The sequence below is a fragment of the Polyangium jinanense genome (assembly GCF_028435365.1).
In genome coordinates, this window is sequence record NZ_JAGTJJ010000002.1 from 913,186 (window position 1) to 926,046 (window position 12,861).

Below are 12,861 nucleotides of genomic sequence, written 5' to 3' on the forward strand. Positions count from 1 at the left end.
TCCATCCCGGCCCGGCCGTCCGCTCGTGGCGCGGCAAACCCGCGGGAAAGCTCCCATCCTCCCCCTGTGCGTCCTCGGCCGTTCCACGCCGCCGCACCTTGGGCTATCAAGCGGGCCCATGAACGCTTCCTCCGTGAAACGGATTGGTGTCATCGGCGCTGGCCAGATGGGCCGCGGCATCGCGCAGGTCGCTGCCGCAGCCGGGATCGAGGTCGTCCTCTGCGACGCCTCCCAGGAGATCGCGGACAAGGGCAAGTCGCAGATCGGCAGTATCCTCGGAAAGCTCGTAGAAAAAGGGAAGTTGTCGGCCGACGAGCATCGCGCATTGCTCGATCGCATCACCCCCGCCGGCAGCATGACCGCCTTCTCGACGGTCGAGCTCGTCGTCGAAGCCGCGACGGAGAACGTCGACCTCAAGCTCGACATCTTCCGCAAGGCCGACGCCGCGCTCGCGCCGGGCGCGATCCTCGCCTCGAACACCTCGTCGATCTCGATCACGCGCCTCGCCGCCGCGACGTCGCGGCCCGAGCGGGTCATCGGCATGCACTTCATGAACCCCGTCCCGCTCATGAAGCTCGTCGAGATCGTGCGTGGCGTGCAGACCTCGCCGGAGACCTACACGCTCGTCCACGAGCTCTCGGTTCGTCTCGGCAAGACCGTGATCACCTCCGAGGATCGACCGGGCTTTCTGGTCAACCGCATGTTGATCCCCTTCCTCAACGAGGCTTGTTTCACGTTGCAGGAAGGCGTGGGCAGCCCCGAGGACATCGACACGGGTGCGAAGCTCGGCTTGAACCACCCGATGGGCCCGCTCGAGCTCGCGGACCTCATCGGCCTCGACACGGTCCTCGCGATCGCGGAGGTGCTCCACAAGGACCTCGGCGAGGACAAGTACCGCCCCGCCGCGCTCCTGCGAAACCTCGTCGCGGCCGGCTGGCTCGGCAAGAAGAGCGGCCGCGGTTTTTACGTGTACGACGAGAAGGGCCAGAAGACGAAGAGCAGTCTCGCGCGCTAGCTCCTCGTCAAACCCCCTCTCCCGCGAGAGAGGGGGTTTGGGGGTGAGGTCTCACCGCCCGACGAACGTCGGCTTCGTCTTCGCCAGGAACGCCTTCATCCCCTCTCGCTGATCTTCCGATCCGAACAGCCCCGCGAACGCCTGCGCCTCGTGCTCGCACGCCGACGCGAGGTCGACGCCCTCGCCGTGCAGCATCACGCGCTTGGCCGCCGCCACCGCGAGCGGCCCGCGCGACGCGATCTTCTGCGCCGTCTCTCGCGCCTTCTGCACGAGCTCCGCCGCCGGATGCACCGCGTTCACGAGCCCGATCGCGAGCGCTTGCTCCGCGCTCACCATGTCGCCCGTGTACACGAGCTCCCGCGCGCGCGCCGCGCCGACGCGCCGGAGCAGCCGTTGCGTCCCGCCGAACCCCGGCATCACACCGAGCGTCACCTCCGGCAGCCCGAGCTTCGCGCCCTCGGCCGCGTAGATGAAGTCGCACGAAAGCGCGAGCTCCGAGCCCCCGCCGAGCGCGAATCCGTTCACCGCGGCGATCACCGGGAACGGCAGCGTCTCGATCCGATGACACAGCCGCTGCCCCGCGTCGGCGAACCGCTTCGCGGCCACCGGCGTCATCTCCGCCATTTCCCCGATGTCCGCGCCTGCCACGAACGCCTTGCCCGCGCCCGTCAGGATCGCCGCGCGCACCGCGTCTTCCCCAGCACCTTCGGTCGCGAGCGCCTCGAACACGCGAGCGAGCTCTGCCACGAGCTCTGCGTTCAGCGCGTTCAGTTTGCTGGGCCGGTTGATCGTGAGCGTCGCGATCGGGCCGGTCCGCTCTACCAGGACGAGGTCGGTATCCGTCATGGCGCCGCGTTACCAGGGCGCGGCCCCGGTGGGAAGCCGGGACGAGGCGTCGACGCGGTGTGCCGTAAGGGCAAAAAAAAGTCGCGCAGCGCACCGGTTGGGGGGGGCGGACCGGCACGCGCGCGACGAGTGAGAGTGTGACACCCGCGCGCTCCTTGTCGAGCGCAAGTGCGCGACTCGTGCACGGAATCGACGATCGACCGGGCCGATCCAACACGTCCGCATCGTCACGTCCTCGAGGAGGTGTCTCCGTCATGCGCAGGTCGTTGTGCCCGGGACTACTTGACGCAGAAGAGGAGACCGAGCGGGCAGAACCGAGAGGCGCACACCGATCGGACCGTGATGCATGGTCCCTCGGCGCGCCGGCCTCCAAACGAGCTTTGGGGCTCGACCGGAACGCAACCGATCTTGTCCCCGCGTGCGTCTCGGGGTGAAACTGCCGGGTATGGTCCTTACCAAGGCCGGTCTGAACCGGCTGCTCGCGGAAGTCCTGCCTCAAGACGCAGACGTCGAAGCGTTCGTCGCACAGAACTTCGGCACCATCGCCCGGCGCATCGCGCGCGGCGCCGATCGGGCCGGCAAGATCGCGCTCCTCGTGGACAACGCCGATCTCAAGGTTCTGCTCGACAAGATCTCCGGCGCGCGCCCGGTCGCCGTCGCTCGGAACGAGCACCTGCTCGCCGAGGACAAACGGGTCGCCGGAGTGCCGGTGCCCGACGCAGGACCCTGCGTGGGTCGGGACGCGCTCCTCGCCGAGCTCGCGGCGCACATCCATCGTGATGCGCCGAAGCCCGTGCTCCTCGTCGGCGACGCAGGCCTCGGCAAGACGACGCTCGCGCTCGCGCTCCTCCACGCGCCTGCCTCCGTCCAGCACTTCGGCGGCCGCAGGTACGTCGCGCATCTCGACACCACGGCCGACACCGAAGCGGCCGTCGTCGAGGTCAGCCGTGCGCTCGGCGTCACGCCCGAGGCGCCGCTCCTCAACCGTATCGCCGAGGCGCTCCGCCGCGCGCCGGCCCTGATCGTCCTCGACGATCTCGACGTACCCCTCGCGAAGGATCCCGCCAACGTGCGCGACCTTCTTCAAAAGCTCACGGCGATCCCCGGCGTCGCGGTCATCGCGACGGCGAGGTCTTCGTCCGCGCGGCCCGAGGGCTTCCACGTCGCTGCCGTCAAGCCCTTCGACGAGGCTTCTGCGCGGGAAGCGTTCCTCGCGGTCGCCGGCGACGCGCGCCGCTCCGACCCGGGCCTCTCCTTCGCGCTCACCGAGGCTGCGGGCAACCCCCTCGCGCTCACCTTGCTTGCGCGCGCGGCGGGGGATGGACCGCTCGACCTCGCGGTCCGCGCCTGGCACCAGAAGCAGAACGAGCTCCTCATGCGCGAGGACGGCCCCGAGTCGGCGAGCGCCATCGAGATCGCCGTCGCGCTCGCGCTCGCGAGCGGTCGCCTCTCGGACGAAGCGCGCCGCCTCGTCCCGCTCATCGCCGCGCTGCCGAACGGCGTCCGCGCCGACGACCTCGCGACCTTCGCCTCCTCTGGCACGGCCGACGCGGGCGTCGCGCTCGCGGCCCTCGGCCTCGCGCAGGATGCATCGGGGCGGTACCGCGTGCGTCGTGCCGTGCGTGAGGCTGTCGCCTCGCAGCGCCCTTCCGTCGAGGAGTCCGCGAAGGCCACGCAGCGCTACACCGGCCTCGCGCTCTCGAATGGCCCGAACGTCGGATGGCCGTCCGGTGAAGACAGCGCTGTGCGCCTCGCGGCGGACAGCGACAACATCGAGGCGATGATCCTGCGTGGCTTCGACGGCCCGCATCGCATCGCGTGCATCGACGCGTCCGTCGCGCTCGCCACGTTCATCGGCTCCTCGGGCCATGGCACGCCGCGTGTCGTCGAGCGTGCGCGCGACGCGGCTCGCGAGGGCGGCGACAAGCTCGGCGAGGCCGACTGCACGCAGGCGCTCGGCGACATCGCGCTCGCGCGTGGCGAGGTCGACGAGGCGCGCGCGCGTTACCTCGATGCGCTCCCGCTCTTCCACCAGGCGCGCGCGGGCCTCAGCATCGCGGCTTGCCTCATGCGCCTCGGCGACATCGCGCTCGAGCGCCACGAGTACGACGAGGCCAAGCTCCGCTACACCGACGCCACGCCGTTCTACCGGCACATCGGCGATCGGCTCGGCGAGGCCAACTGCTTGCGCAACCTCGCCGAGATCGCGGCCTTGCGCGACGAGTACGACGAGGCGCGCGCTCGCTTCAAGGAGGCGCTCCCGATCTACAACGACCTCGGCGACAAGGCGGCGAGCGCCCACTGCATGAAGGGCATCGCGGACATCGCCTTCCAGGGCACGCAGTACGACGAGGCGCGCGCGCTCTACCAGGAGGTCGGCCCGCTCCTCGAAGAGCTCGGCGATCGCCTCTCGATGGCGCAGTGCCTGCAGAACCTCGGCGACATCGCGTTCGCGCTCGGCGAGCACTCCGTGGCCGAGGGGCATTACCAGAAGGCACTGCCCATCTTGAAGGAGCTCGGCGACAAACTCGGCGAGGGCACGTGCCTCTCGACGCTCGGCGACGTCGCGCTCGCGTGCACGGAGATCGAGGACGCGCAGGCCTACTACCTCGCGGCGCTCCCGCTTCTCCGCGAAGTCGGCGAGAAGATGGGCGAGGCGAACTGCATCCAGAGCCTCGGCGACATCGCGCTCACGCAGTTCGAGCACGACGCGGCCCGGTCGCATTACGAGAACGCCCTCGGCCTCTTCACGGCGCTGAAGGACGATTACTCGATCGGCTGGACGCATTACCGCCTGGCCCAGGTCGCCGCGGACCCGGACATCTTCAAGAACCACCTCTACGCGGCGCGTGACGCCTGGCTGCGCATCAACCGCCGGGACCTCATCGACGACGTCAACACCGAGTTCCCGGGCATTCTCTAGCCTTCTCCAAAAAACGGATGTCGTGTCCTCCGCGCCCGGTATAGTGCCGGGCGCACGGAGGACCGATCATCCATGAACGTCGTCGTTACCGGAGCCACGGGGCACGTGGGCGCGAACCTCACGCGCGCGCTCGTCGAGCGCGGCGATCGCGTGCGTGTGCTTTATCGACATGCGCCGCCGCGCGCGCTCGACGGCGTCGATTGCGAGCGCATCACCGGCGACGTCCGCGACCCCGACACCGTCGATCGCGCCATCCGCGACGCCGAGCTCGTTTACCACTGCGCCGCCAAGATATCGCTCGAATCGGTCGACCCCGAGGTCGAGACCATCAACGTCGACGGCGTCCGCAACATCACGAACGCCTGCTTGCGCCACGGCGTCCGCAGGCTCGTGCATTTCAGCTCGATCCACGCCTTCGCCACCGAACCTGCGTCCGAGGTCCTCGACGAGAAGCGCCCGCTCATCACGGACCCTCGCCAGCCTCCGTACGACCGTTCCAAGGCCGCGGGCCATCGTGTCGTCCTCTCGGCCGTCGAGAAGGGCCTCGACGCTGTCGTCTTGCATCCCGCGGCTGTCCTCGGCCCGCACGATTACATGCCCTCGCGCATGGGCCGTGTCCTTCTATCGCTTGCGCGTGGCCGCATGCCTGGGCTCGTCGAGGGCGGCTTCTCGTGGGTCGACGTCCGTGACATCGTGGCAGCGGCCCTCGCGGCCGACACCCGCGGCCGCCGTGGGGAAAACTACCTCCTCTCCGGCCATTGGCTCAGCTTTGCGGAGCTCGCGGCGGTCGCGGGCGAGGTCACGGGCCGCCGCCCGCCGCTCCTTACCACGCCCATGTGGCTCGCGCGCGCCGTCGCCCCTGTTGCGGGGGGCCTTGCGAAGCTCCTCCGCGTCGACCCGCTCTTCAACAGCGTCTCTTTGCATGCGCTCCGCATTCACCGCTACACGAGCCACAAGAAGGCCGAGACCGAGCTCGGATTCACGCCGCGCTCCACGAAAGAGACCTTGGAGGGGACCTATGCGTGGTTCCGCGAGGTCGGCATGCTTCCCCGCTGATACATGGACGAGCCCACGTTCTATCGATTCCTCATCTGGGGATTCCTCGTCATCGCGGCCCTGATCTTCCCGGCGCTCTTTTTCATCACCGCCCCGTACGGCCGCCACGAAACGAAATCCTGGGGCCCCACGATCGACAATCGCCTCGGCTGGCTCCTCATGGAGTCGCCGTCGGTCCTCGTCTTTTTCGCGTGCTGGTATCTGGGCGGCTGCCCGACGGACCCGGCCTCGCTCGGGTTCCTCTTCCTCTGGCAGCTCCATTACGTCCACCGCGCCTTCATCTTCCCGTTTCGCATCAAGAGCGGCCCCAAGCGAATGCCGATCGCCATTGCCGCGGCGGCGTTCACGTTCACCTCGCTCAACGGCTATCTCAATGGCCGCTGGCTCTTCGGCTTTGCGGGCGCGGATCGTCATGGAAGCGCCTGGCTCTCGGATCCCCGCTTCTTCCTTGGCGCGGCCATCTTCCTCGCGGGATTCGCCATCAACCAGCAGGCCGACTGGATCCTCCTCCACCTGCGCAAGCCTGGCGAAACCGGCTACAAGATCCCGCGCGGCGGCTTTTACCGCTGGGTGAGCTGCCCCAATTATTTCGGCGAGATCATCGAATGGGTCGGTTTTGCGATCTGCACCTGGTCTCTGCCGGGCGTCGCGTTCGCGCTCTGGACGATCGCGAACCTCCTGCCGCGCGCCCGCTCCCACCACCGCTGGTACCGCGAAAAGTTCCCGGATTACCCGCCGGAGCGGAAGGCGCTCGTGCCGGGTCTATTCTGATCCGTACAGCCTCTTCGCATTCCCCCCGACAATCCCCGCGAGCTCTATCTCCCGCATTCCGAGCGCCGCGAGCCGCTTGATCTCCCGATCCCACGCATACGGCACGTTCGGAAAATCCGAACCGTAAAGCACCCGCTCCGGCCGGCAATGCAGAAGCCGTACCGGCGGCGGGCCCGTGAAGTATTCGGCCATCGTCATCGTCGTATCGAGCCAGAGATTGTCGTACCGTTCCATCAGCCGCTCGTACGCGTCGAACTCGTTGGCCCCGAGGTGCGGCACGCAGAGCTTCAAACCCGGATAGTCCGCGAGCACCCGCCCGACCCGCTCGGCCGAACAAATCTCGTACGTATCACACTTGTACGCCGGGCTCTTCGGCTCCCTGCCTGCGTGCACCACGAGCGGCTTGTTTGCCCGGACGCACGCCTCGTACACGTCGTGCAGCGACTCCTCGTCCGGCGAGAAGCATTGCACGTGGCAATGCAACTTCACGCCTTTCAGCCCCATCCCAAACGCCTCCGCCAGGATCTCCTTCGCGCCCGGCTCTCCGGGCAGCACCGTCGCGAGCCCGACGACCCGCGGCTCCTCCCGACAGAGCCCCGCCACGAATTGGTTCAGCGCCCGCGCCATTCCCGGCTTGTGCGCGTAATGCAGCGCCACGATCCGCGACACCCCGCGCGACAGCAAAAATTGCACCACCTCCCGCGCTTTGAGCTTGTACCGGATCGGCCATCCATACTGGTCGAACCAGCGCCAGAGCGCCTCGAACACCGGCTCCGGGAACACGTGCACGTGCGCGTCGATCACCTCGGGCAGCGACGACGACAGGCGCGCGCCTTCCTCGTCGTTCGCGGCGGGCAGCGGCGCCTGGTCGGCCGAGAGCCATCCTCCGAACGCCTCCCGGGACGGCGGCGCGTGATCGGCGAGGCAGGGCAGGGGACAGTCGTGCATGGCGACGCAGCATGCCTCAAACGCGCTCCGCGCGACAGCCCTCGCCCCGCCTGACGAGGGCGCGTTTTGCAGCGAGGACAACCTCGACCTCCCGCCATCCATCGTGCGAATCGGATCCCTTCATCTTGACCCCGCCCTCGCGCGGCCACACGATCCGGGCACGTCGAGGTGCGCCCCTTGGACTTCCTCCAATCTCTGTTCGTCTGGGCGAACCTCCCCTACGCCATCGTATTCGCCGTCGCGATCCTCTTCGCGCTGCTGCAAATGACCGGCGTCCTCGGCCTGCTCGTCGGCGGCTCCGATCACGACGCCGACGCGGATCACGACGCGGATGTCGACGCCGATCACGACGTCGATGCCGACGCCGATCACGACCACGATCACGACGCCGATCACGAGAACGACGCGAGCCTCGGCGGCAAGATCCTCGTCGACCTCGGCGCCGGCCGCATCCCGTTTTCAGTCCTCTGGCAGACCTTCGCCGTCACGTTCGGCATCACCGGCCTCGCGCTCAACACCCTTTATTTCGGCCGCGCCGGTGCCCTCGCGCCCTCGACCCTCGCGCTCAGCCTGCCCGCTTCGCTCCTCGTCGCCTACCTCGTCACGCGCTCTGCCTCGCGCCTCCTCGGCAAGGTCGTCGCGCCGTCAGGCGAGGAGGCCACGAGCCGCAGGAACCTCGTGGGCTGCTCGGGTGTCGTGATCAGTAGCCGCGTGACCAGCGAATTCGGCGAAATTCGTGCCAAGGACCGGGCGGGGCATTTCGTGCACGTCATCTGCCGCATTCGTGAGGGCGAACCCGTCATCGGGGCCGGCCGCGAGGTGGTCATCGTCGATTACGACAGCAGGGACGGTCGCATCTTCGTCGCGCCGCTCGACGACGACGACGCGCCTCCCGCGCCCGCGCTCCGCATCGCGGGCGATACGCGGGCGGAAACCGAAGCAGAGGCCGAAGCGGAGGCCTCGGAAAAGAATAATAAATCCAACGTTCGCCGCGCGCCCTGAGCGGGCGAGCGCGTTCTCCCTTGCCACGGCCCCCTGCGAGGCGGTCTCATCGATCGTCGCCCTCGCGGGCGGTGCTTTCTCCATACGGAGCATCCGAGCCATGCCTCAGCTCTTCCAGAAACCCGAGTTTCAGTTATTCGCCTTGGGGACGGTCGGCTTCCTGGTCCTCCTGGTCGCCTTCTTCGTCACCCTGGCGAAGTTTTATCGACGCTGCGGCGCGGACGAGGCCCTCGTCCGCACCGGCGCCGGCGGCAACAAGGTCGTGATCGGCGGCGGTATCACCGTCTATCCGATCCTCCACCAGCTCCTGCGCGTCTCGCTGCACTCGATCAAGCTCTCCGTCGAGCGCTCCGGCAAGAACGCCCTCGTCACGAAGGACAAGATCAAGGCCAACGTCACGACCGAGCTCTACATCAAGGTCGAGCCCATCGCCGAGGACGTCCTCGCCGCCGCGCGTTCGTTCGGCGAGCGAAACTTTGACGAGCAGGCCATCGGTGACCTCATCGAGGGCAAACTCACCGACGCCCTCCGGTCCGTCTCGGCAAACCAGACCTTCATGGAGCTGCACGGCCAGCGAAAGCAGTTCGCCGAGCACATCCAGAGCACGCTCTCCGACGAGCTCAAGAAAAACGGCCTCACGCTGGAGAACGTCTCGATCACCGCGCTCGCGATGGTCCCCGTGAAGGAGCTCGATCCGCAGGACGTCTTCGACGCCGAGGGCCTGCGCGCCATCACCGACAGCGTCCAGTCGAACGCCGAGCAGACCACCAAGATCCAGCGCGAAAAAGAGCTCGCCATCCAGCTCACGAACGCCGAGGCGAAAAAACGCGCCCTCACGATCGAGCAGGATCAGAAGCAGGCCGAGGCCGACCAGGCCCGCCGCGTCGCCGAATACGCCGCCACGCAGAAGGCCGAGACCGCGAAGGCCGTCTACGTCCAGGAGCAGGCGCAGGAGCTCGCCGCGCTCGAAAAACGCAAGGCCACCGAGACCGCGCGTATCCAGCAGGAGCAAGCGATCGCCGTCGCCGAGGCCGCGCGCCAGCGGGGCCAGCGTGAAGCGCAGATCGCCGCCGAGAAGGCGCAGCAGGCCGCCGAGATTGCCAAGCAGCGCGAGATCGAGGCCTCGATGATCGAGAAAGAGAAGGTCGTCCAGGCCGCCGAGGTCGATCGGCAAAAAGCCCTGGAAACCGCCTCGATCGACAAACAGAAGGCCGTCGAGAGCGCCGAGATCGTCAAGCAGCAGGCCGTCGAGACCGCGCGCATCGCCAAGCAAATCGCGGTCACGCAGAGCGAAGAGCAAGCCGCGCGCGCCGCTGCTCTGAAGGCCCAGGCCGAGGCCGAGCAACAGCAAGCGATGCAGGGGATCATCACGGTCGAGGAGACCGCGAAGGCGAACCGCGAAAAGGCGATCGCCGTCATCAAGAGCGAGGAGGACGCGCAACGCTCGCGCATCGCCGCCGAGCGCGAGGCCTTCAAGCTCAAGCTCGAAGCCGAGACGCAGGCCGCCGCGCTCAAGGCGCACGCCGAAGGCGAAGCCGCGGCCAAGCGCGCCGCCGCCGAGGGCGAGATCGCCCGCGCGCAGGGCCTCGCGCAGGCGCGCGAGCTCGATGCGCAGGCGAACGCGAACGTCATGCGCAAGGGCGCCGAGGCCGACGCCGATCGCGTCCGCATCTCGGCCGAGGCCAAGGCCCAGGCCGCCTCGCAGGAAGCGCAGGCCTTGATCGCCCTCGCCGAGGCCACGCGCAAGAAGGGCGAGGCCGAAGCCGAAGCCAAGCGCAGGCTCGTCGAGGCCGAGAACGCTGTCGCCACGAAGTTCCTCCTCCGCGACGTCGCCGTGAAGGCGCTCGACGTCCTGCCCGCCGTCACCCGCGAGCTCATGACCCCGGCCCGCGCCATCAGCGAGATCAAGGTCCTGCAGCTCCAGGGCACGAGCGGCTCTGCCGCGACAAACGGCGAGGGCGCCCCGAGCGCGCCCTTCGGCAACGTCGCTTCGCCGGTCCTCAAGACCATCCTCGAAGCGGGCGCCGCCTACCCGCTCCTCCGCGAGATGCTCGCATTCTCGCAGGTCGACGAGCGAGGCCTCGCGGACAAGGCCCGCGCCTTCCTCGGCACGCTCCCGGCCGAGCTCCGCGCTGTGATCGACAAGGACCCCGAGCTCGCGAAGAAACTCGACGACCTCGGCGTCGGCCGCGCCGCGCCCTCCGGCGCTGGCATTCAGGTCCACGAGATCGACCCTCCGACGATCCCGCCCGCGGCCCCGCTCCCTGGGGAATGATTCGATGACCACGCCTCGCCGAGACCCCGATGAAGCCGCGCTCACGGCTCTTGCGCAGATCGCGCGTGGCCTCGTCTCGACCCCGGGCGCGCAGGGCGGCGCGCTCGGGTATGGCACGTGGAAGCAGGGTTTTCGCGAGCTCGTCCAGCGGGATCCGCTGGACACGCTCCTCGTCTCCGTGCTTGGCGGCGCCTACCTCTTTTGGCTGGCCGAGAAGGACAAGAATCCGCGGTGCCGCACGTTCTGGGACGCCGCGGTGTTCGTCTCGACCTGCCTTTCGGTGGGATACGACAACAAGTTCGCGGCGACCGAATCCGGCAAGGCCCTCGCCACCTTCCTCATGACGTTTGGCCCGAGTGTCGCGGCGAACGCGTTCGCCCCGCCTGTCCCGGCGCAGCACAATTCTGGCGCGCCGCCTTCCAATGGGGCTGAAGCGCACGTGTCCGCCGCTACAGCGGAGTCACTCGCCCTCCAGAAAGCCATTCTCGCGCGCCTCGACGCGATCCTCGCCGAGCTCCAGGGCTCCCGTCCGTCACCCGATCGGAACGTGCGGGGCTGACAGGATTTCCGCTTTTGGCTATCATGTGGCCTTCGTCGAGGAGGACCGCCATGAGTCTTGCTGCAGCGCACGGAACCGGCCGTCATGCCATTGTCATTGGTGGTGGTATCGCTGGCCTCTCCACCGCGCGTGTGCTCACCGAGCATTTCGACCGTATCACCGTGCTCGAGCGCGACAAACCGCCGGGCGGCGCCGAGCACCGGGCCGGGGTCCCGCAGGCTCGGCACGTCCACATCCTGCTCGCGGGCGGTGAGCAGGCGCTGGAGGGGCTCTTCCCGGGCCTCCGCGAGGAGCTCACCGCGGCCGGGGCGCCGTGGGGCGACTATGCCGGCACAGCGCTCATCAATTTTCCCATCTTCCGCCTGCCGCACTCGACGAGCGGCGTCGAGGTCAGCTTCGCGAGCCGTCCGTTCCGGGAGTACACGATGCGGTGTCGGCTCGAGCGTGGCGGCCGGGTCGAGTTTCGTAATGGCGTCCAGGTGAAGGGCCTCGTCGCCGAGGGCCACGGGGTCTCGGGCGTGAAGGTTCGCGACAGCCGCGGGGAGGACGTCCTGCGGGCCGACTTCGTGGTCGCGGCGTGCGGCCGCGAGGGCCGGGTGGACGAGTGGCTCGCGGAGCTCGGCTATCCGACGCCGCGCGAGGAGACGGTCGACGCGGCCCTGTCTTATGCGACCCGCTGGTATCGTGGTCCTCGCAGCCTCTCGCGGTACAATCTCGTGGTGGACCTCCCGACCCCCCCGGATCTGCCGCGGGGCGGAGGCTACATGTCGTGCGAGGACGGCAAGTGGTTCGTCACGCTGATGGGCATCGCGGGCGAACGCGCGCCGCTCGACGAAGAGGGATTCCACGCCTGGATCCGCAACCTGCGATTCCCCGAGGTCTGGGATCTCGTGCAGAAAGCCGAGCCGGCCTCGCCAATCTACGGCTCGGCGAAGGGGGAGAACCGCCACCGCCATTTCGAGGAGCTGAAGCGTTTCCCGGACCGCTTCGTGGCGCTCGGCGACGTGGTCGCCTCGTTCAACCCGATGTACGGCCAGGGCATGTCGATGGCGGTGCTCGGCGCGCTGGAGCTCGGCGCCTGCCTTTCGGAGCAACGCGAGCGCATCGGCGGCCCGAGCCTCGCGGGTTTGTCGCGCCGATTCCAGCGACGCCTCGAGCGGGTCGTGCGCTCGGTGTGGGGAATGGCGATCTCCGAGGATTTCCGCTGGTCGGCGACGCGGGGCGAGCGCCCCGGGGGGCTCAGCCGGGTGGTGGGGAAGTACATGGACGAGCTCATGAATACCATCCCGGATGACGAACTGGTGTTCCAGAGGTTCGTCCGGGTGCAGCACTTGCTTGATCCGGTATCGTCGCTGCTCGCGCCGGACGTGGCGCGACGGGTGATCGAGCGGGCGACGCGGCCCGTGCGGACTTCCGTGCGCGAGGTGGTGGGGGGGCTCGTGGGAGGGGCGGGGTAGGGCAGGCTG

The 12,861-nt window shown here is 68.4% G+C and carries 10 protein-coding genes; 8 read left to right on the plus strand and 2 right to left on the minus strand.

The window, feature by feature from the left end; genetic code table 11:
- Positions 1–118 precede the first annotated feature (118 nt).
- On the plus strand, positions 119–1,015 hold the full coding sequence (locus KEG57_RS08710) for a 3-hydroxyacyl-CoA dehydrogenase family protein (protein ID WP_272417602.1): 897 nt from the start codon (positions 119–121) through the stop codon (positions 1,013–1,015).
- A gap of 51 nt (positions 1,016–1,066) precedes the next feature.
- Here the strand turns inward: KEG57_RS08710 and KEG57_RS08715 are convergent, their stop codons facing one another.
- Positions 1,067–1,861: an enoyl-CoA hydratase/isomerase family protein gene (locus KEG57_RS08715; protein ID WP_272417603.1), complete on the minus strand. Its 795-nt coding sequence runs from the start codon at positions 1,859–1,861 to the stop codon at positions 1,067–1,069.
- Between the two features lie 445 nt (positions 1,862–2,306).
- Between KEG57_RS08715 and KEG57_RS08720 the strand changes: the two genes are divergently transcribed.
- From KEG57_RS08720 to KEG57_RS08730, 3 genes are all read left to right on the plus strand, one after another.
- Positions 2,307–4,784: a tetratricopeptide repeat protein gene (locus tag KEG57_RS08720; protein ID WP_272417604.1), complete on the plus strand. Its 2,478-nt coding sequence runs from the start codon at positions 2,307–2,309 to the stop codon at positions 4,782–4,784.
- Between the two features lie 72 nt (positions 4,785–4,856).
- Entirely contained in the window at positions 4,857–5,840 is a 984-nt protein-coding gene (locus KEG57_RS08725) for an NAD-dependent epimerase/dehydratase family protein (protein WP_272417606.1), read from the plus strand.
- Positions 5,841–5,843: 3 nt separating this feature from the next.
- The gene (locus tag KEG57_RS08730) at positions 5,844–6,611 is read left to right on the plus strand and encodes a DUF1295 domain-containing protein (RefSeq protein ID WP_272417607.1); all 768 of its coding nucleotides are present in this window, start codon (positions 5,844–5,846) and stop codon (positions 6,609–6,611) included.
- Here the strand turns inward: KEG57_RS08730 and KEG57_RS08735 are convergent.
- Positions 6,603–7,559, minus strand: a complete 957-nt coding sequence (locus KEG57_RS08735; RefSeq protein ID WP_272417608.1) for an amidohydrolase family protein — start codon at positions 7,557–7,559, stop codon at positions 6,603–6,605. The two genes, KEG57_RS08730 and KEG57_RS08735, sit on opposite strands and share 9 nt — an antisense overlap.
- Positions 7,560–7,736: 177 nt before the next feature.
- Between KEG57_RS08735 and KEG57_RS08740 the strand changes: the two genes are divergently transcribed.
- The 4 genes from KEG57_RS08740 to KEG57_RS08755 all read left to right on the plus strand — a co-directional run bounded on the left by KEG57_RS08740 (position 7,737) and on the right by KEG57_RS08755 (position 12,852).
- The gene (locus tag KEG57_RS08740) at positions 7,737–8,561 is read left to right on the plus strand and encodes an OB-fold-containig protein (protein ID WP_272417609.1); all 825 of its coding nucleotides are present in this window, start codon (positions 7,737–7,739) and stop codon (positions 8,559–8,561) included.
- Between the two features lie 100 nt (positions 8,562–8,661).
- On the plus strand, positions 8,662–10,836 hold the full coding sequence (locus KEG57_RS08745) for a flotillin domain-containing protein (protein WP_272417610.1): 2,175 nt from the start codon (positions 8,662–8,664) through the stop codon (positions 10,834–10,836).
- A 4-nt stretch (positions 10,837–10,840) separates the two neighbouring features.
- A complete protein-coding gene (locus KEG57_RS08750) occupies positions 10,841–11,395 on the plus strand; it encodes a hypothetical protein (RefSeq protein WP_272417611.1) in 555 nt (184 codons plus the stop codon).
- Positions 11,396–11,445: 50 nt separating this feature from the next.
- Positions 11,446–12,852 (plus strand): FAD-dependent oxidoreductase, encoded by a 1,407-nt coding sequence (locus tag KEG57_RS08755; RefSeq protein WP_272417612.1) that lies wholly within the window; start codon positions 11,446–11,448, stop codon positions 12,850–12,852.
- The last annotated feature ends 9 nt before the right edge of the window (positions 12,853–12,861 follow it).